Genomic DNA, 19,389 nt, shown 5'->3' with positions numbered 1-19,389 from the left:
CAACTGCCGGACACCCCAGCGTATGACCGAGCTTCTCGCCACAGAGAATGTTTCCTCCGCCGTAGCCAAGGACCATGCGACGCTGACCGCTAACGCCGTAGCCGTACTACAGGCTGAACGTGCCGGGCTGGACGCGCTGGAAAACGCCCTGTTAGACCCGCATGGACTTGGCGGCGCATTTGCCCGCGCTGTTGACGTCATAAGCGCGCTGGCAGGCCGACTGGTTATTACAGGGATTGGCAAATCAGGGCACATTGCCCGCAAAATTCAGGCCACCATGGCCTCAACCGGCACACCGGCCCTGTTTGTCCACCCTGCCGAAGCCTCGCATGGCGATTTGGGCATGGTGCAGCAGGGGGATGCTGTTCTGGCCTTTTCCAATTCAGGTGAAACAACGGAACTGGGCGATATTGCAGCCCACACCCGCCGCTGCGGGCTACCCCTGTTGGCTGTGACCAGTCGTGCGGGGTCAACGCTGGCGTCCCGCGCGGATATTGCCTTGACCCTCCCCGCCATGCCGGAAGCCTGCCCGATGGGGCTGGCCCCCACCACCAGCACCACAATGCAGCTGGCCTTTGGGGACGCACTGGCCGTAGCCCTATTGCAACAACGCGGCTTTACAGCCAGCGACTTCAGCCATTTTCATCCCGGTGGCAGGCTGGGCATGCGGCTGCGCACCGTGCAGGAACTGATGCGCACGGGCGATGCCCTGCCCATCGGGCAGGAAAACACCCCCATGCGGGACGTGATTGTGGAAATGACATGCAAGGCCCTAGGCTGCATTGCCATTCTGGATCATAATGGTGCGCTTGCGGGGCTAATCACTGATGGTGACTTACGCCGCGCACTTGATCTGGATCTGACCACCACGCTGGCAAAGGACGTTATGAACCGTAACCCGCTTACAATAGGGCCAGACGTGTTTGCGGCTGATGCCCTGCGTCTGATGAATGAGCGTAAGCGGCCCATTACATCCCTGTTTGTGCTGGATGATACCGGAAAGCCTATGGGTGCGGTGCATATGCATGACCTGCTACGGGCTGGTGTGGGATGACATCCCCCCCCAATACACCCCCGCAAAGAGACGATTTTGCACGGTCCGAGGAAACCATACGTCAACAACGTGAACGTATGGCCCCATCCCAACCGCGTCGTGTTGCGCCTGATGCTGCACGCCTTGCCCGCAGACGCACGTTGTTACGCTGGGCAAAATGGGTGTTGCCGGGCACAGCCCTGCTCCTTCTCAGCTCCATTGCTGTCTGGCCCGAAGTGGACCGGCTGATTAACGCCAACAGCGCCGCCATTCGTGAGATTTCGAAGGTCAAGATTGAAAGCGGTAATCTGGTTGGCGCGACCTATCGCGGGGTGGATGAGCACGACCGCCCGTTCATGGTCACATCTGACAGCGCGCACCAGACCAACCCGGAACGTATGGACCTGACCAACCCCGCCGCAGATATTCTGACACAAGGGGGCGACTGGATTCTGGTGCGTTCGGAAAAAGGCGTCTACATGCAGCATGCAGATATTCTTGATCTGACAGGAGAAGTGACTCTGTACCGCGATGATGGCCTGATGATGCGTAGCCCGGTGGCCGATATTGATATCAAACGCGGTATTATCGCTTCTGATTCATGGGTGCGGGCGGAAGGACCATTTGGCGTGCTTGATGCAAAAGGATATCTGGTGTCTCAGCATGAAGGTGTGGCGCAATTCCGTGGCCCCGGACGGCTTATTCTGAACGATGACCGCGGCAGCCACCCCGCTGACGGAAAAGCATCCTAACCATGCGTCTTTTTTCCAAAGCCCCTCGGTCACGCAAACGCATGCTTGGGTCATGCTCTGGCGTTGCCCTGCTGACTGTTCTGATGGCGTCTGGCATGGCCATGACAGCACAGGCGCAATCTATTGATCTGTCTCATGGCGGACAGATTACAGTGACAGCCGCAGGCGGCTTCGACTGGGACCAGAACCAGAAAAAAGTCACGGCCTATGATCAGGCCAAAGCCGTGCGAGGCGATGTAACGGTAACGGCAGACAAGCTGATTGCCTATTACCGCAAGAAGACACAGCCTGACGGCTCCCCTGCGCCTGATGCTGATGGCTCGCCCCCTAAAGATGCGGCTCCCCCCGCCCCTGCTGGTGCAACGACCGACGCAAAAAGCGGAAGCGCGCCGCCTGCGGCACCGCCACCGCCAGCACAACCCAATGCCAGTGCTCCGGCCGGGGGTGACCCTGACTCTTCTGGCTCTAATGAAATCTACCGGCTGGAAGCAATCGGCCACGTTCATATCTACACCCAGACTGATCAGGCTTGGGGAGATAAGGCCGTCTATGACATGGACCAGGCTGTTCTTGTCATGAACGGCAAAGCCATGAAGCTGGTTACCCCGCAGGATCTGCTGACCGCGCGGGATTCAATGGAATATTATTCCCAGCAGCGTATCTCCATCGGGCGCGGCAACGCCACCGTTACAACCAATGACGGGCGGCAGATCAGGGCAGACGTTCTGGTGGGCTATAGCGCACCACCCGATAACAGTGCCCAACCGCAGAAAACCGCGGACGCCAGCAAACAATCTTCGGGTGACCCGTTAGCCAATGGGTCAGGCAAGCTGGAAAAGGTCAATGCGTTCGGGCATGTGTGGGTGCGGACGCAGACCGAAATTGTTACGGGTGACCGCGGCGTCTATGTGCCAGATACCGGCATAGCCCGCATTGTGGGCAATGTTCACATCACCCGTGGTGCAAACCAGATTCAAGGGGCTGCCGCTATTATCAACATGCATACAGGCCTGGCTACAATGAGCGAACACCCCGGCAGCCGGGTGAGTGGCGTTGTGGTGCCTAACAGTGGCGACGGTTCGGACAGGAAATAAGGATGACTCAGGAAATTACCTGGACATCAGAAGACGGCACTGAAGAACAGGTCGTCGGGCCAGACCCTATTTCTCGCAACCCGTTGCATCAGCCCGGACAGGGGCTGTTCGCACATGGGATTGGCAAGTCGTACAAAAAGCGCGAGGTGGTGAAGAATGTCTCCATCGAAGTGCATCGGGGCGAAGCCGTTGGCCTTCTTGGCCCGAACGGCGCTGGTAAAACCACCAGCTTCTATATGATTGTGGGCCTTGTTCAGCCTGATACCGGTTCAATCACGCTGGATGGTGCGGATATTACGCAGTTGCCCATGTATCGGCGTGCGCGATTGGGTATTGGCTACCTGCCGCAGGAAGCCAGTATTTTCCGCGGACTGAATGTTGAACAGAACATCATGGCCGCGTTGGAAGTGGTGGAACAAGATCCGGACAAGCGCGAAATGCTGCTGGATGGTCTTTTGGGTGAATTTGGCATTTCGCACCTGCGTCGTTCTCCATCACTCGCTTTGTCTGGTGGTGAACGCCGCCGCCTTGAAATTGCCCGTGCTCTGGCAAGCCAGCCCAATTACATTCTGCTGGATGAACCTCTGGCAGGGATTGACCCCATTGCTGTGGGAGAAATCCGTGATCTGGTGTCACACCTGAAAGACCGTGGCATTGGCGTGCTGATTACGGATCACAACGTCCGTGAAACGCTGGAAGTCATTGACCGCGCCTATATCATGCATAGTGGGCAGGTTCTGATGCAGGGTATTCCGGAAGAAATCGTCGCCAATGAAGACGTGCGCCGGGTGTATCTGGGCGAAAGTTTCTCGCTGTAAAACTTCATCCCGGCACGAAGCTGCCGGAGAAGTGGATAGTTTGACGCAGATCAAGAAACGGCGACTGGCAGGTGCCATCGCCCCTTCTGCGCTTTATCCTTAGCGTTTGATAACCGGTGCCGGAATCTCAACCTGTGGCGGCTGAATGAGCGGAATGGGCGGTGCTGGTGGCCCTTTGGGTTCAGCCTCCTCCTTTTTCTTGACGACTTCGACGGGAATAAGCACCCGTTGCATGATGACAGGCGGCTTACTATGCATCATGTGCCACATGAAAGCCCCGTAGCCAGCGGCCAGCACACCCAGAATAATCAGCTTGACCCGCCAGCTACGGCGCATTTTGGGCATATTGGATGGCGGGCTTGAACGTAGAAGCATGATATCCTGTTTGTCTGGCCGGTCGTTCTCTCTGTATGCAGCACGCGCAGCAGACAGCAACCCCGAACGCATCTTTTTTCCGGTTTCATTTCAGCAGTTTAAAAAACAGGAGGGAACCCCTCCGCACTGTGGTGCATTAAATCTGTAACAAAAGCATGGACAGACGCCCCTGAACCATGCCCAAATGTTTTTCAGATAAGGCAGACTCCGTGGTCTGTTTTATTGAAGGTTAAAGCCGCCAGCGCCTGATACGGGCCGCAACGGGTATGGCTCATTTTATTCAGGCGCGACGGTCCTGCTTGTAACTGGCAAGAAAGGACATCCGAATGCATATTCATGTTTCCGGCAAACAGATTGATCTGTCCGATGCGCTGAAGCACCGGGTTAATGCTCATCTGGGTAATCTTGCAGACCGCTATTTTGACAAGGCAATGGAAGCCAAAGTCACGTTCAGCAAGGCGCGTTCCTTTTTCACATGTGATATCAATGTTCACGCTGGCCGCGGCCTCACCCTCCGTGGGGAAGGCGAAGCGGCCGATGCCAACAGCGCCTTTGACGACGCAGCCGAGCATATTGCCAAACGCCTGCGGCGCTACCACAAGCGCGTAACGTCTCATGCGCGTGCACCCAAAAGCGATGCTGTGGGGGAAACCGGGCGGTCTTATGTGCTGCAACAGAATGGTGTAGCCAAAAAAGGCAAAAACCACGGTCAGGCCTACGTGTCTCAAGCCGCGGCTGATGAGGCGGAAGAACAGGAAACCTACGCAGCCATTATTGCTGAACACACCACGGATATTCCGCAGCTGAGTGTCAGTGAAGCTGTGATGCGATTAGACCTTGCTGCATCAAGTATTCTGCTATTCAGAAACCGGAAAAACCAGCAGATTAACCTCGTCTTCCGACGTGATGATGGAAATATTGGCTGGGTTGATACGGGACCATCCTGAAGAACGTCTGTGGTTGTGCGCTAACAAAGGTTAAACCCGATGCTTTCGGCAACATGCCGACAGCATCGGGAAACTTCTTTTCACAATTTCATTTTTTAGAGTTTCGTTCTCGCGACAACCTTAAGAATATGGTCACGATACGCTGCTAGCGTATTATCCACATGCGGGTTTTTCATAACGTCTGTTGCCAGAAAAGTTGGCAGGCCGGTCATACCCAGAAACTGGTTGGCTTTATGCACAGGCAGCAACACGCCATCTATCCCCACCCCACCAAAAAACTGCTCTGGGTCTGTAAAAGACTCCTCTGGTGCGTTCCATGTGGTCGATACCATATAAAACTTACCGTGTACCAAACCGCCTGATCCATATTTGCGGTTTGGGTCCGACCGGGTGCGACCATCATTGCTGTAGAGACGGCCATGACCTTGGGTAAAAACCTCGTCCATATATTTCTTCACAACCCAAGGCAGCCCTATCCACCAACCAGGAAATTGGTAAACAATCAGGTCTGCCCACAGATATTTTTCAATTTCTGCTTCTGTCTCATACCCATCATCAATTTTTGTTTGTTGAACAGCACAGCCAACCGAACCAAAGGTTTCCACCGCCACATCGTGCAAGCTGTCATTCAGGCGACCGTGAGAATGAGCAAAGACTTTGCCCCCATTCAGCAGCAGAACATTTTTCATAAAAACACCTTTCTGTTTTCAAAGAAACAACCAACGGGTGACCTAAAATGCGCCCCTGAAATGTCTTTGAAAACTGTGCCGTTTGCCATAAAACCTGTGAAACATCTTCACAAATAGGCCGCAATGGATAACCGTATTGGTGAAATGGAACTGTTTCTGCGCGTCGTTGAAAGCGGTAGCTTTTCAAAAGCCGCCCAACTGACCAGAACCACACCCTCCACAGTCAGTAAGTTAATCAGCCGGATTGAGGCCCGACTAGGCGTGCGTCTGATTGAACGCTCCACGCGCCAGTTGGCGGTTACGCCCGAAGGCCAGCAATTTTACGACAGAGCCCAGACCCTTCTGAATGACCTGTACGATATGGAACGCTCCCTCCGCACAGGTACAGCCCAGCTGCAGGGTGTGGTTCGTATCAACGCTTCTGTGGCTTTTGGCACGCTGGCACTTGAACCATTGCTCCCCGCGTTCTGGCAGGCTTATCCAGATATTCAGATTGATTTGTCCTTGTCCGATGCCATGACCGACCTTTACCTTGAGCGCACAGATATTGCTTTCCGGGTAGGGAAATTACAGGATTCCAGCCTGACAGCCCGTTTCATTGGGGCCGCCCAACGCCATATTGTTGCCTCCCCCACCTATCTGGCCCAGCACGGCATGCCCGCTACGCTAGAAGATCTGGATCACCATGCGTGCCTTGGGTTCAACTTTCGGCGCAACACCCCAGTCTGGCCATTGAAAAACAATGGGCGCGTTATTGAACGCAGTATTCGGGGGCCGCTTCTGGCAAATAATGGAGAAAGCGTGCGCCGTATGGCTCTGGCTGGCATGGGGTTGGCTCATCTGGCAGATTTTCACATCCGTTCTGATTTACAGGCCAACCGTCTTGTGGAAGTGCTGCCCGACATTGGGCGTGACAGTGAAGATATACACGCGATTTTTCCCGGCAGCAGAAATGTGCCGCAACGCGTAAGGGTTTTTCTTGATTTCACACTTCCGCGCCTGAAATGCTTTTTGAAAAACTGATACAAAAAAGCCCGAACCGGCAGGCCTGCACGGTTCGGGCTTTCCCTCTATTATCTGAAAAATACCGGATAATTACTGAAGACTGGCTGGCACCATGTCATGGTGCAGAATAATGCCCCATGCTGTTTCCCAATCTTCCACCACCGCCAGGGGTGAACCATCGGCTGCGTGAATGGCGCAGCCTTCATCCCCTTCCTCGGTCAGGGCCGGGCGAATATAGGCAACATTCGCCAACCCAAGAGACCGGAATTCATTTTCAGAAAGTTTATGAACATCAATCGGTATTTCCGTTTGATCTGGCACAAGAACCACACGTCCGTTCTGGGTCGTGACTCTCATGATGTGCCCTCCTTTCCTTACGCCGGTTATGCACCTTCTGCGTGTTGGCCTTCCTATTGATAAAGAACCAGCCCGCAGTTAGTTGCCTTCTCTGTCCTCCACCGTGTGCAGCATACGGGCTGTCCGCGGTTTCAGGGCTGCTGCACTTGTGACTGTCTGCCCTTTCTGGCCCGGCTGCATGATTTCAATACGCTTCACGCGCACTTCAGGCTGGGGGCGAAACAGATCAATATGCAAAAGTCCGTTATCAAGCCATGCACCCCCAATTTCGATCCCTTCCGCCAACACGAAAGCCTTCTGAAACTGACGGGATGCAATGCCACGGTGCAGAAAAACCCGTTCTTCCGCATCTTCAATCTGGCGTCCGCGAATAACAAGCTGGTTGTCTTCCTGCGTTATTTGCAGGTCATCCATCCTGAACCCGGCAACGGCCAGAGTAATGCGCAGCTTGTTACTGGCCATCTGTTCAATGTTGTAGGGCGGGTACCCATCACTGGCTCCCTTACTGGCGCGTTCAAGCATCTGTTCAAGATGGTCAAACCCCAGAAACATGGGCGAGCCGAAAACTCTGCCTGACATAGAGCCTCCTCCTTTCTGAGCGAGACAGAACCGAACCCTCATGGCATCCGGTTTCCTCACGATATGGGAGAGACCAGACAAAACGCAAGACTGCATGGCCCAAACCGCATGGCCATTTGCCTGAATGCAGACCGCCCGAAGCATGTTCTGCGCCACAGTGCGGCATATTTCACACGGTTTCTGGTGGCTTTAGACTTCTTACCTCTGGCATCCTGTCGCAGAGGGCGCTAAATCGGCTTTTATGACGAACGCAGCCCAGAGCCTCATCACTCAGACCGACGCAGCCATTGCCGCTGCCGCGGTAGATGCCGCCCCCATGCCCATTCTTATTGCCCCGCATGCGGTGCTGCGGCGCAAAACGCGTGAGGTCAGGCCGGAAGATATGGCAGAAATCCGCCGTATTCTGCCCAGCATGTTTTCAGCCATGTATGAGGCTCCGGGCATTGGGCTGGCGGCCCCACAGGTGGGTCTTGGCCTGCGGTTTGCACTGGTTGATCTGGGTGAAAAAGAAGCGCGTGAACCCATTATCATGATCAATCCGGAGGTTATTGCGGAATCTGAAACCCTTGCAGCCCGTGAAGAAGGCTGCCTGTCTCTGCCAAACCAGTATGCTGAAGTCACCCGCCCCGAAAAAGTCCGGGTGCAATGGCGCAGCGTTGATGGCGAACTGATTGAGCGTGAGGTGGATGATCTGATGGCCACCTGCATGCAGCATGAAATTGACCATCTGGAAGGCGTTCTGTTTGTTGACCATCTGTCCACCCTGCGCCGCAACATGATCCTGCGTCGTCTGGCCAAGGAACAGAAGCAGAAACGCTAACAGCCCGGAGGCTACAGCGCATGCGCCTTATCTTCATGGGCACGCCCGATTTTTCGGTTCCGGCTCTGCACGCCCTGCATGAAGCAGGGCATGAGATTGTGGCTGTCTATACCCAGCCTCCCCGTCCGGCTGGGCGAGGCAAGGCGCTCCGTGCTTCCCCGGTTCATCAAGCGGCGGAAGCCTTGGGCATTGCCGTCCGACACCCTGTATCCTTGCGTAAAAACACGGATGAATGGGCTGTCTTTGCCGCGTTTAATGCCGATGCCGCTATTGTCGCAGCCTATGGGCTGATTTTGCCGCAAGTCATGCTGGATGCCCCTCGTCTGGGCTGCCTGAACATTCATGCCAGCCTGTTGCCACGCTGGCGGGGGGCTTCCCCCATTCAAAGCGCCATTTTGGCTGGGGACGCCGAAAGTGGCGTCACCATCATGCAGATGGAAGCGGGACTGGATACCGGCCCCATGCTGTTACGCGGCGCTGTCCCCATTACTGCGGAAACTACGGCCACGTCCCTGCATGATGCACTTAGCGCCTTAGGCGGAAAACTGGTTGTGCAGGCTCTGGCAGAACATCCTGCCGCTGTCCCGCAACCCGCGAACGGCGTCACATATGCCGAAAAACTGACGCGCGAGGACGGACGCATTAACTGGCAAGAAAGCGCCAGCGCCATTGACCGGCGTATCCGGGCACTAACCCCGTGGCCGGGAACCTTTACCGTGCTGGAAGATGGCATGGTGCTGAAAATTGGCGGTGCCGTGCCATTGCCAGACTATAAACACACGGCCAGACCCGGTACCGTGCTGGATGATGCCCTGACCGTGGCCTGTGGTACAGGGGCCGTTCGCCTGACCAAGTTACAAAAACCGGGACGCGGCATGATGGAGGCGGATGCTTTTCTGCGCGGGCATCCGCTACCCGCTAGCACGTATCTCCCGAGCCAACAGGCCGAGGCACCCGACACGTCTCCCGCCCCATGACAGCCAACAACTCTGTGCCTGAGGGTTTGCTGCCTGTGTTGGGTTCTGTTGCGCAGGAACAGCCACATGAAATGTTCCTGCCTGAAAAACGCTTTGAAGGCCCGGTGCATTTTGAAGATGGTGTAGATCCCGCTTCGATTCAGCGCTGGGCCGTCAAAATTGAATATGACGGCACGGGTCTGGTTGGTTGGCAGAAGCAGAGTGTTGGCCTTTCCGTGCAGGCCCTGTTGGAAAAAGCCGCCACGCGCATGGCAGACGGACGGCGTGTCACCAGTATCACGGCTGGTCGCACCGATTCTGGCGTGCATGCGACTGGTCAGGTGGCGCATCTTGATTTTCCGGCAGATATGTCACTTGCCCCCCACCGTGTGCGGGATGGTTTGGGCTATCACCTGAAACCCCATGCCATATCCGTGCTGGAAGCCGCCCGTGTAGGACCTGAATGGAGCGCCCGTTTCTCGGCCACATGGCGGTCTTACCGCTACCGTATTCTAAACCGCCCTGCGCGCCCTGCGCTGGGGGCTTCGCATATGTGGCATATTCGCGGCACATTGGATGTTGAGCGCATGCAGCAGGCGGCCGATTATCTGATCGGTGCTCATGACTTCACCTCGTTCCGCGCCACCGCCTGTCAGGCCAGAAGTCCCTTCCGATCTCTCGACGTACTCCGCATCGAACGCCACGGTGAGGAAGTCTGGGTTATCGCCAAGGCGCGCTCTTTCCTGCACCATCAGGTGCGCAATATGGTCGGCACGCTTAGCCTTGTCGGGCTCCACCGCTGGTCGCCCGAGCGTGTAGCGACGGCGCTTGCTGCCTGCGACCGCAGTGCAGCAGGCCCTACAGCCCCCCCGGAAGGCCTGTATCTGACAGGCGTTGGCTATGATCCAGACCCATTTATTGAGTAAAATCTGGCTCTGAAAAGCGTGCTCTTTGTTTGCGGCAGCTTCCCCGTAAGGCGGGAAACGCTGTTTCTGCATTTTCTTTTCCGATGTTGCGCTTGATCGTGACATAATGCGGCATGATCCGAATTTTTATTGATGCCGATGCCTGCCCAGTCAAAGACGAAACTTACCGCGTCGCTCAACGCTACGGCGTTCAGACCTTTGTTGTATCCAATCAGATGATTGCCATTCCGTCATCCCCTCTCGTTGAGCGAGTAGTCGTAGAACAGGGCATGGACGTGGCGGACAACTGGATTGCAGACCACGTTGCGGCCCATGACATTGTTATTTCTGGTGACATTCCGTTGGCTGCGCGCTGTGTCGCAAAGGGAGCCTGCGTCCTGAATCAGCGTGGCCGTATTCTGGATGAAGACGCCATCGGAATGGCACTGGCCATGCGCAACCTGATGGAAGATTTGCGCAATGCTGGCACCATTACCCAAGGGGGCCGAAGCTTTAGCAAAGGCGACCGATCAAATTTTCTGTCTGCACTCGATACGGCTGTGGTGCGGGCCAGAAAGACCAAGACCGCAGCAACCATGAGCCAGCGGCTAAGAGCAGGCGCTGGCAACACACCCTGATGCCTATCAGCAAGCAGAGGCGTGCCATAAGCGGTTGGTATGAGCCGCTGCGCTAAGAGCCAGTCAGCTATCAACCCTGTGTGAGTTTGTCTGATTCCACCAGCACGAATGGGCTTGCTTGCTTTTCCGCTCTTCCCCAAAGACCCGCACCGGGTAAAGTGAGGGAAAAAATGGGAGCCTGAGTCAGTGGAAGATTCGGAAAAAAGTTTTTGGGTTCATGATGACAACCTGACAATCCGGGTCATTGCCATGCGGAGCGATACCAACGCTGCCGGAGACGTCTTTGGCGGCTGGGTGGCATCGCATATGGATTTGGCCGCCAGCACCACCGCAGAAGACCGCGCAGGCTGCAAATGTGCGACTGTGGCCATTGATGGGCTGGTGTTTCATCGCCCCATGGCTGTGGGCGATGAACTGAACGTCTATACCCGTATTCTCAAGGTAGGGCGTACGTCCATGACCATTGAAGTCGAAGCAATCCGCCGTATTCGGCGCACATCCATCCGGCAGAAAGTGACCCATGGAAAATTCACCTTCGTAGCCGTGGGTGAAGACGGGAAACCCTGTCAGGTCGACCGCTGACGCTTTATCGGGGGGCAGATAGCGCGGGGAATGTTTCGGCTGCTGCTCCTCTACAGTTGGGCCTTACATGGGGCGGTGGAATAACCGGCTGAAGCAAGCGCGTGCTTTAACCGCACTTATAGCTGTTTGGCAGACCATAAATCTTCTGCCGATGCTGCCATAAAAAATGGCCCTCACTAAATGCGGGCCATTTCCAAAATACTCACACCTAAACAATAAAATCCTGAAAAATTCGGCTTTCCAACAAGCTTTTTTTTCAGAACCCTATCCCTTTTTCACATTGATCATCGGCTGAAGCAGATCTTTCAGCACAATATAATGCGGGGGCAAAAGAGCAGCCAGACCATACAGGGCCAATGTTGCCGCCAGAATAGAAACATACAGCACTAATGCCTTCGGGCGGGTCAGCCCCAAGCCAATGCGGGCCACATACCATTGCAGCCACATTTCATAAACAGCCACACTCAAGACCAGCGCGCCCATGAAACCGGGCTGCGTCAGAATGGCAGGAAACAGCAACCCAGCCAGAACAGTCGCCGCAAGTGAGATGAGAAGTACAACCCAGTTGCACCACGTAGCCGCGGTAATGTAGCGCAGCCACAAAGCCTGACGCCCCCAACGCTGCGCATAAAATTGCGACACAACAGCAGGCAACAAGACAACGCACAGGGACAGCAGCACTTTGGTCAGGCCCAGCATTTTGTCTGGCACCATGAAAACCTGTAACGCCCCCACAATCAGCATGGCCAACTGTGGAGCTATCGCTGCGCCAAAGGAATCAGGCGTGCCCTCAAAGCAGGAAATACCTTCCCGCCGCCCACTGGCCAGCAGCAGCATACCCTGTAGTATTCTGCGTCCTGTTCCCATTTTGCCGGAATTAGAAATCACGCCATGACCCCTTCCAGAAAGGTCTCATAAATACGGGTAAGGGTTTCCAGATCAGCCACGGTCGTGTGCTCATCCACTTTATGAATGCTGGCCCCAACCAGTCCAAATTCGGAAACCGGGCAATAATTCGCAATAAAACGCGCGTCAGACGTGCCGCCCCCGGTATCCAGCTTCGGGGTGCGGCATGTGACCTGCTCAATCGCCCGCACCAGAGCATCCGTTTCCCGGCCCGGTGCGGTAAGAAACGATTCCCCGCTGATACGCACGGTTACCTGTGCAGACGGCGCATGTTGGCGGCATACGGTTTGTATCCAGCCCGTTAATCCTGCACCCGTATGCAAATCATTGAAACGGATATTCAGTTTTGCTTCGGCGCGGGCAGGAATAATGTTGGTAGACGGGTTTCCCACATCAACGCTTGTGACCTGAAGGCTTGAGGGTTCAAACCAGTCAGACCCGTTATCCAGCGGTTGAGATTGCAGAGCCGACAGAATAGTCAGCAGCCGGTGAACCGGGTTGTCCGCTCGGTGCGGATACGCCACATGCCCCTGCACGCCCTCAACACTAATATGAGCATTCAGACTGCCACGGCGGCCAATTTTGACCATATCCCCCATAATGGCGGGGTTTGTCGGTTCGCCCACCACACAGTAATCGGGAATTTGGCCTTCCTGCGCCATCCATTCCAGAACTTTGACGGTGCCGTATGTTGCCGGGCCTTCTTCATCGCCGGTAATCAGAAAGCTGAGTGAGCCTGCATCACGCCCCTTAGCCACATGCCGCGCGGTGGCGGCCACAAAAGCTGCAACGCCGCCCTTCATGTCGCACGCGCCACGGCCATACAGCACGCCATCAGCAATATCGGCAGCATACGGCGCATGGCTCCAGGCTGCTTCATTGCCGGGGGGCACAACATCCGTATGCCCCGCAAAACAGATGTGCGGCCCAGCCTGCCCCAAACGCGCAAAGAAGTTTGGTGTCCGTTCCGCACCCTCACCATACGGAAGGTGCCAGACTTGAAACCCCAGTTCAGTGAGCATATCGGCCAGCATCTGCTGAGCTGGGCCGGGGTCTGGACAAACTGAGGGATGGCGGATCAACGCCTGCGCAACGGCTACCGGGTCAGACAAAACAGGAAGCCCCTGTTTTGCTGCCTGCCCGGCTTGGGCATCTATGCCCGCGTGATGGTCGAGGTGTGATCCGCTCATACTGTCTCTATCCGGCTGCTTAGTCGCGCAGCAGATCGTTGATGGAGGTTTTGGAGCGTGTGCGTTCGTCAACACGCTTTACAATCACGGCACAGGCCAACTGTGGGTTGGGTTTGCCATCCGCCCCAATGGGGTTTGAAGACGGCAGCGTACCCGGCACCACCACAGAATAGGCCGGAACACGCCCCATGAAAATTTCCCCCGTCGCACGATCCACAATTTTGGTCGATGCGCCAAGGAACACACCCATGGACAGAACGGAGCCACGTTCAACAATCACGCCTTCCGCCACTTCAGACCGTGCGCCAATGAAGCAGTTATCTTCAATAATAACAGGAGCTGCCTGCAGGGGCTCAAGCACACCGCCAATCCCGGCACCGCCGCTGATGTGGCAGTTGCTGCCAATCTGCGCACAGCTTCCAACCGTCGCCCATGTGTCAATCATGGTGCCGCTGCCAACATTGGCCCCAACATTCACAAAGCTGGGCATCAGCACCGCACCGGGTGCGATGTGGGCGGAGTAGCGAACAACCGCACCCGGCACTACGCGGAATCCAGCTTTTTCAAAACGGGCCTGATCCCACCCCTGAAATTTGACGGGCACCTTGTCATAAGCAGGCGCACCTGCTGCGGCACCCGGCACAATCACACTGTCATTCAGGCGGAAAGACAGCAGAACTGCTTTCTTCAGCCATTCATGCACCACCCAACCATCTTCACTTGGGGCAGCAACCCGCAGGCGGCCAGAATCAAGGGCTTCAAGCGCAGTTTCAATAGCCTTGCGGTCTTCGCCGACGGTGGCTGAAGAAACACGGTCACGTGCTTCCCACAGAGTTTCGATATGAGCGCGGAGAGTAGCTTCAGTCATAAGACACCGTCAGACATGAGGAGACCAATCGGGGCATGCCGACCCGATACGAAAAAATACGGAAAGGACCATGCGGACAGGCCATAGACCTGTCAACGCATCATGAAGCACGGGCTGGTATCCGGCACGTCTGCACACGTGCTGACACGGTTAAGGACGCCCGTACCGGGCGGGTCATTCTCCGCGGATCAATGTGCCAGAGCCCGAGGCCGTAAACAGTTCAAGCAGGCAGGCATGCGGAATGCGACCATTGATAATGACAGCAGCCCGCGCCCCGGCCTGCACAGCCTGAATACAGGTTTCCACCTTGGGGATCATGCCGCCGGTAATCACGCCATCCGCTATGGCCTGACGCGCCTGTTCGGCCGTCAGTTCCGGTATCAGTTTGCCATTGGCATCCAGCACGCCGGGAACATCCGTCAGCATCAGCAGACGTGTGGCATGCACGGCACCGGCAACGGCACCGGCTGCGGTATCGGCATTGATATTATAGGTTGCGCCATCTTCACCCAGACCAACCGGTGCAATAACCGGAATCAGGCCAGACCCGGACAGCGCATAAATAACGCGCGGATCAACTTTAACTGGCTCCCCCACAAACCCGAGGTCGAGCACCCGTTCAATCTGGCTATCCGTATCACGTACGGTGCGCTGCAATTTGCGGGCCGTAATCAGTTTGCCATCTTTACCGGAAATACCAACCGCCAGCGCCCCTGCCTGACTGATCAGTTCCGCCACTTCTTTGTTGACGGAGCCAGCCAGCACCATTTCAATCACGTCAACCATGTTGGCGTCTGTGACACGCAGGCCATCAATAAAGGTGGATTTGATATCCAGCCGTTTCAGCATGTCATTAATCTGTGGGCCACCGCCATGCACCACAACCGGATTAATGCCAACCAGCTTGAGCAGCGCAATATCGCGCCCAAAGGTCTGGGCCAGTTCCGGGTCACCCATAGCGTGTCCGCCATATTTCACCACAATGGTGTCTCCGGCATAGCGGCGCAGATACGGCAATGCACCGGCCAGAATGGCCGCTTCCTGATGCGGCTCCATAACGGGGGGCTTGGCGATGGTCATGGTAAGATTTCCTGCTCTTGAACCTGCGGAAATTAGGACGAGTGGGCCGGAAGGGCGAACTGGGCCAATTCGGCTCTCAACTGTTCAATGCCCAAGCCTGATTCGCTGCTGGTCGCGCTAAGAAACGGACAGGCGGCAGCGTGACGGCGCGCCAGCGCGAGCATGGCTTCTTCCTTGCGTGCCAAAGTTGTCGGCTTCACAGCGTCACATTTGGTCAGCACAATCTGAAAACTGACAGCCGCCCGGTCGAGCAGCTTCATGACTTCTTCATCATGCGGTTTGAGTTCAATCCGGGCATCCAGCAGCAACATGACCCGCTTCAATCCGGGCCGACCGCGCAGATAGTCGAACATCATTTCCTGCCAGTCTTCCTTGACCGACTTGGCGGCCTTCGCAAAACCGTAACCCGGCATATCCACCAGCATCAGCCGGTCTGCCAGATTGAAGAAGTTCAACTGCTTGGTGCGTCCCGGTTCGGAAGATGCCCGCGCCAGTGTCTTACGCCCGGTCAGAGCATTAACCAGACTGGACTTTCCCACGTTTGAACGCCCGGCAAATGCGATTTCCGGCAGGGTCTGGGGGGGAAGCTGCCCCAGCTTCTGTGCGCCGAAAATAAATTCGCACGAGCCAGCAAAAAGCAGCCGCCCTTCTTCAAGGGCGGCGTCAATCTGCTTCTGGCTATCCAGTTCCCGAAACGGTGTCTTCTGATCTGACATCAACTTTTGCTCGGCAATGCTTTTTTATCAGCCGCTTTGAAACGACCCAGAATAAGCACCTGCTGCAACGCTGTCAGCAGGTTGCTCCAGCAATAGTAGATAACCAGACCAACCGGCTGATGCGCCATGAAGAAGGTGAACAGCAGCGGAATAAACGCCATGACCTTCTGTTGCGCCGGGTCCATATTGGTTGAGCTGGCACTGATTTTCTGCATCAGGAACATGGTTGCTCCATACAGAATGGGCCATGCCCCCAGCGCCAGCAACGGCAGCACATGGGCCGGGTTAAACGGAATCAGGCCGAACAGGTTGAAAATGTTTGTGGGGTCAGGGGCAGACAGATCCTTGATCCAGCCAAAGAACGGCGCGTGACGCATTTCGATGGTGACATACAGATCCTTATACAGACACCAGAACACCGGCGCCTGAATAAACAGTGGCAGGAAGCCACCAAACAGATTGACCTTTTCTTCGCGATACAACGCCATGATATGCTGCTGCATCGCCATGGGGTCTTCTTTGTAGCGGGCGCGGATCTGGTCAACCTTGGGCTTCAGGCGGCTGGTTTTCCATGTCATGCGCATCTGCTTGATTGTCAGCGGTAGGAAGGCCACCTTCACAATGACAGTAAAGGTCAGCAGCGCCAGACCGAAATTGCCCATCATGGAATAAAGCCAGTCAAGCACGAAGAAGACCGGACGCGTCAGGAAAGACAGCCACCCGAAATCAACCGCTTTCCAGAACATGGGCACATGCAGATCATGCTCATATTGGTCGAGCAACCGCACTTCTTTGGCACCGGCAAACACATGCGCTTCGTTTGTGGCCGTCTGACCAGCCGCAATCTGCACAGGAGCAGAGGCGGTAAAGCCAACCTGATACATGCCGCGCTGCGGCAGATAGGTGTAAGCACCCGCAACCTGCGCGTTCTGGTCAGGCAGCACAGCCATCAGCCAGTATTTGTCAGTAATACCAGCCCAACCGCCAGTGCCCTGATGGCTCCATGACACATTGTCAGGCGGCACACCGTCATTCCGCATGGCCTTGTAAGACCCTTCGTTCAGACGACCATCAATGACAGAAATCGGCCCTTCGTGAACCAGCATACCGCCATTGGTTTCCGGTGTGTAGCCACGGTTCACACGGTAGAACGGATAGAGGGCAACAGCCTGACCACTGTTGTTGTGCACCCGCTGCGTCACGGTGAACATGAAGTTCTTGTCAACAGACAGAGCGATATCAAATACCAGTCCCTGCCCGTTATCCCATGTCAGGGTAACAGGGTGTGTGGCATCCAGCCGGGTTGCATCTGCTTTCCATACCGTGTTGGCATCAGGCAGATGCACAGAGGCATCAGAGGACGCACGCCAACCGAAATCGACATAGTCGGGCTTGCTTTCGGTTGCGTGGCTTAGCACACGAACGTCCGGGCTATTGGCATCCGTTGTTTCACGGTACGCCTTCAGCACCAGATCATCCAACCGTGCACCACGCAGGCTCAGGCTACCCTGAACAGCGGGGGCATCAATCGCCACGCGCATATCCGGGCCATCGGGCTGTGCAGGTGCTTCAGCTGCTGCGGGCTGAGCCGCAGGAGCAGACGCGCCAGAAGCCGGGCCGGAAACTGTTTGTTGGGATGAGGTAGAAACAGGGGCCTTAGGCGCCTGCGGGTAAAAATAGTCAAACCCGATGAGAACGACAGCTGACAGCAGCGTTGCCAGTATCAGACGTTTTGTATCCATTGGCTGGCCCGCTGGCCCCCCTGCACGAAACCGAATATGAAATCACACCGCAAAACACGGAGTCTTAACGGCACTCTGGTTCCAGCGCAGGATGAGCAGGAATGCAAGCCGGGAAAACACAACCACACGCGCCCCTGTTCAGAAGGGAGGCTTATTTTTTGTGGGGGTGAGCCTTCCGGTCAGCTTCGGCAAGGCAGAGTTTCAGGGCCTTGCGGAAATCTGCCACCAGGTCCGTAAAAAGACGTTGCCCCGTAGCGGCACGACCTATCAAAACAAGATCAAGCCCGTTGAGTGGTGTATCAGCCTCAACCAACCGCACCACTTCCCGCAACCGGCGACGTGCCCTGTTGCGTACGACGGCATTCCCGACCTTCTTGGTAACAGTGAACCCGACGCGTGCGGCGTCCGAATCCTGACGCCGAAAAAGCTGAAGGACAAGACCAGACACAGGTGCTTTACGCCCACGTGCCGCCAGAAAGAGAAACTCTTTCCGATTCTTCAGGCGCTGGGAACGTATAAACCCCGTTCCCGCTCCATCCTGACCTTCATTCCGGTCCATATTACCGGACTGCCGGTAAAGGCTTAAGCGGAAAGACGCTTACGGCCTTTTGCACGGCGGTTGCCGATAACGCGACGGCCACCAACAGTTGCCATACGGGCACGGAAACCATGGCGGCGCTTGCGGACCAGCCGGGACGGTTGATAAGTGCGCTTCATTGCTGCACTCCCTTCATTAAAATGTCATACAGGCAGCACAGAACTACCTGCCCAGATCAGGGGCGGCTTATACTGTTCAGATGTGTGCCCGTCAATCATAACCACAGAGTCTCTTGCCCGGTTTTACGCCACTAACGCAAAGGTTGATCCGCAGTGAACCAGTTTCATCCCTCTGTTACCCCACTGATCGCCCTGTTCTGTCTGCCGGTGCTGGGTGCGCTTGTGGCCGGGGTTATGGGTTTATCCTTCCCTCTGGCACTGGTGCCGGTCGGTTTGGCAGCCGCCATCGGGGCGTGGCTGGGCTGTAAGCTGCACGGCCGTGACTGGCAGAATGCGTCAACTTCTGTGCCTGCGACCACCACTGTTCAAGACGACGCCCAATTAGCACCTGTTACCAGCAGCGCCCTCTCGCCCCCTGCCCCGGTAGCAGATCAAGACCCAAAGCTGCGGCATGACATTCGGGGCATTCTCTCGCCCGCCATGCTGGCTGCTGAACAGCTTGATGAAAATCCTGATCCATTGGTGCAGAAAGCGGCTCAAACCATCAACGAATCCCTTGATCGCCTTCTGATCCGCCTAAAGCAACGGCCGCCTGTCTGAAAATATAGCGGCCCGCATGC

24 protein-coding genes are annotated in these 19,389 nt (G+C 55.9%); 12 read left to right on the top strand and 12 right to left on the bottom strand.

What is annotated here, in order from left to right:
- Positions 1-22: 22 nt before the first annotated feature.
- The 4 genes from Abin_RS02485 to lptB are packed head-to-tail and all read left to right on the top strand — an operon-like array spanning position 23 to position 3,697.
- Positions 23-1,054, top strand: a complete 1,032-nt coding sequence (locus tag Abin_RS02485) for a KpsF/GutQ family sugar-phosphate isomerase (protein ID WP_048844738.1) — start codon at positions 23-25, stop codon at positions 1,052-1,054.
- Positions 1,051-1,785, top strand: coding sequence for an LPS export ABC transporter periplasmic protein LptC (lptC, locus tag Abin_RS02480; protein ID WP_048844737.1), 735 nt, complete (start codon positions 1,051-1,053; stop codon positions 1,783-1,785). The genes Abin_RS02485 and lptC overlap by 4 nt, the downstream gene beginning before the upstream one ends.
- Positions 1,786-1,787: 2 nt before the next feature.
- Positions 1,788-2,879 (top strand): LptA/OstA family protein, encoded by a 1,092-nt coding sequence (locus Abin_RS02475; protein ID WP_048844736.1) that lies wholly within the window; start codon positions 1,788-1,790, stop codon positions 2,877-2,879.
- 2 nt (positions 2,880-2,881) lie between these two features.
- Entirely contained in the window at positions 2,882-3,697 is an 816-nt protein-coding gene (gene lptB, locus Abin_RS02470) for an LPS export ABC transporter ATP-binding protein (RefSeq protein ID WP_143216968.1), read from the top strand.
- A gap of 99 nt (positions 3,698-3,796) precedes the next feature.
- On the opposite strand, the gene Abin_RS02465 is transcribed toward lptB, so the two are convergent.
- Complete coding sequence (locus tag Abin_RS02465; protein ID WP_146867605.1) at positions 3,797-4,072, bottom strand: hypothetical protein; 276 nt, start codon at positions 4,070-4,072, stop codon at positions 3,797-3,799.
- A gap of 326 nt (positions 4,073-4,398) precedes the next feature.
- Between Abin_RS02465 and hpf the strand changes: the two genes are divergently transcribed.
- On the top strand, positions 4,399-5,019 hold the full coding sequence (hpf, locus tag Abin_RS02460; protein WP_048844734.1) for a ribosome hibernation-promoting factor, HPF/YfiA family: 621 nt from the start codon (positions 4,399-4,401) through the stop codon (positions 5,017-5,019).
- Positions 5,020-5,114: 95 nt separating this feature from the next.
- On the opposite strand, the gene Abin_RS02455 is transcribed toward hpf, so the two are convergent.
- Positions 5,115-5,708, bottom strand: coding sequence for an NAD(P)H-dependent oxidoreductase (locus Abin_RS02455; RefSeq protein ID WP_048844733.1), 594 nt, complete (start codon positions 5,706-5,708; stop codon positions 5,115-5,117).
- A gap of 123 nt (positions 5,709-5,831) precedes the next feature.
- On the opposite strand from Abin_RS02455, the gene Abin_RS02450 reads away from it, so the two are divergent.
- Positions 5,832-6,731: a LysR family transcriptional regulator gene (locus Abin_RS02450; RefSeq protein WP_048844732.1), complete on the top strand. Its 900-nt coding sequence runs from the start codon at positions 5,832-5,834 to the stop codon at positions 6,729-6,731.
- 72 nt (positions 6,732-6,803) lie between these two features.
- Here Abin_RS02450 and Abin_RS02445 read toward each other — a convergent pair whose 3' ends face one another.
- Complete coding sequence (locus Abin_RS02445; protein WP_048844731.1) at positions 6,804-7,070, bottom strand: DUF1150 family protein; 267 nt, start codon at positions 7,068-7,070, stop codon at positions 6,804-6,806.
- A 78-nt stretch (positions 7,071-7,148) separates the two neighbouring features.
- Entirely contained in the window at positions 7,149-7,649 is a 501-nt protein-coding gene (locus Abin_RS02440; RefSeq protein WP_048844730.1) for an Hsp20 family protein, read from the bottom strand.
- Between the two features lie 241 nt (positions 7,650-7,890).
- Here Abin_RS02440 and def point away from each other — a divergent pair, with 241 nt between their 5' ends.
- The 5 genes from def (at position 7,891) to Abin_RS02415 (ending at position 11,550) form a co-directional block, all read left to right on the top strand.
- Positions 7,891-8,469: a peptide deformylase gene (gene def, locus Abin_RS02435; protein ID WP_084593409.1), complete on the top strand. Its 579-nt coding sequence runs from the start codon at positions 7,891-7,893 to the stop codon at positions 8,467-8,469.
- 20 nt (positions 8,470-8,489) lie between these two features.
- Positions 8,490-9,446 (top strand): methionyl-tRNA formyltransferase, encoded by a 957-nt coding sequence (fmt, locus tag Abin_RS02430; protein ID WP_048844729.1) that lies wholly within the window; start codon positions 8,490-8,492, stop codon positions 9,444-9,446.
- 71 nt (positions 9,447-9,517) lie between these two features.
- Positions 9,518-10,351 (top strand): tRNA pseudouridine(38-40) synthase TruA, encoded by an 834-nt coding sequence (gene truA / locus Abin_RS02425; RefSeq protein ID WP_084593417.1) that lies wholly within the window; start codon positions 9,518-9,520, stop codon positions 10,349-10,351.
- A gap of 113 nt (positions 10,352-10,464) precedes the next feature.
- Positions 10,465-10,968, top strand: a complete 504-nt coding sequence (locus tag Abin_RS02420) for a YaiI/YqxD family protein (RefSeq protein ID WP_048844728.1) — start codon at positions 10,465-10,467, stop codon at positions 10,966-10,968.
- A gap of 249 nt (positions 10,969-11,217) precedes the next feature.
- On the top strand, positions 11,218-11,550 hold the full coding sequence (locus tag Abin_RS02415; protein ID WP_048844846.1) for an acyl-CoA thioesterase: 333 nt from the start codon (positions 11,218-11,220) through the stop codon (positions 11,548-11,550).
- A 264-nt stretch (positions 11,551-11,814) separates the two neighbouring features.
- On the opposite strand, the gene Abin_RS02410 is transcribed toward Abin_RS02415, so the two are convergent.
- The 8 genes from Abin_RS02410 to rpmH form a co-directional block, all read right to left on the bottom strand.
- Complete coding sequence (locus Abin_RS02410; RefSeq protein WP_048844727.1) at positions 11,815-12,438, bottom strand: hypothetical protein; 624 nt, start codon at positions 12,436-12,438, stop codon at positions 11,815-11,817.
- Positions 12,435-13,646 carry a succinyl-diaminopimelate desuccinylase gene (gene dapE, locus Abin_RS02405; RefSeq protein WP_084593408.1) on the bottom strand — a complete coding sequence of 404 codons (1,212 nt, stop codon included), beginning with the start codon at positions 13,644-13,646 and terminating at the stop codon, positions 12,435-12,437. The genes Abin_RS02410 and dapE overlap by 4 nt, the downstream gene beginning before the upstream one ends.
- A gap of 19 nt (positions 13,647-13,665) precedes the next feature.
- Entirely contained in the window at positions 13,666-14,514 is an 849-nt protein-coding gene (gene dapD / locus Abin_RS02400) for a 2,3,4,5-tetrahydropyridine-2,6-dicarboxylate N-succinyltransferase (RefSeq protein WP_048844726.1), read from the bottom strand.
- Between the two features lie 174 nt (positions 14,515-14,688).
- Positions 14,689-15,594 carry an acetylglutamate kinase gene (argB, locus tag Abin_RS02395; protein ID WP_048844725.1) on the bottom strand — a complete coding sequence of 302 codons (906 nt, stop codon included), beginning with the start codon at positions 15,592-15,594 and terminating at the stop codon, positions 14,689-14,691.
- Between the two features lie 32 nt (positions 15,595-15,626).
- Positions 15,627-16,310, bottom strand: a complete 684-nt coding sequence (yihA, locus tag Abin_RS02390) for a ribosome biogenesis GTP-binding protein YihA/YsxC (protein ID WP_048844724.1) — start codon at positions 16,308-16,310, stop codon at positions 15,627-15,629.
- A complete protein-coding gene (gene yidC, locus Abin_RS02385; protein WP_048844723.1) occupies positions 16,310-18,052 on the bottom strand; it encodes a membrane protein insertase YidC in 1,743 nt (580 codons plus the stop codon). The genes yihA and yidC overlap by 1 nt, the downstream gene beginning before the upstream one ends.
- A gap of 151 nt (positions 18,053-18,203) precedes the next feature.
- Positions 18,204-18,611, bottom strand: a complete 408-nt coding sequence (rnpA, locus tag Abin_RS02380; RefSeq protein ID WP_048844722.1) for a ribonuclease P protein component — start codon at positions 18,609-18,611, stop codon at positions 18,204-18,206.
- 23 nt (positions 18,612-18,634) lie between these two features.
- Positions 18,635-18,769, bottom strand: coding sequence for a 50S ribosomal protein L34 (gene rpmH, locus Abin_RS02375; protein ID WP_035378099.1), 135 nt, complete (start codon positions 18,767-18,769; stop codon positions 18,635-18,637).
- A gap of 153 nt (positions 18,770-18,922) precedes the next feature.
- On the opposite strand from rpmH, the gene Abin_RS02370 reads away from it, so the two are divergent.
- Positions 18,923-19,369, top strand: coding sequence for a hypothetical protein (locus Abin_RS02370; RefSeq protein ID WP_048844721.1), 447 nt, complete (start codon positions 18,923-18,925; stop codon positions 19,367-19,369).
- Positions 19,370-19,389: the final 20 nt, after the last annotated feature.

The organism is Acetobacter indonesiensis (genome assembly GCF_000963945.1).
Classification (GTDB): Bacteria; Pseudomonadota; Alphaproteobacteria; order Acetobacterales; family Acetobacteraceae; genus Acetobacter; species Acetobacter indonesiensis.
This window is presented reverse-complemented; position numbering and strand designations above follow the sequence as displayed.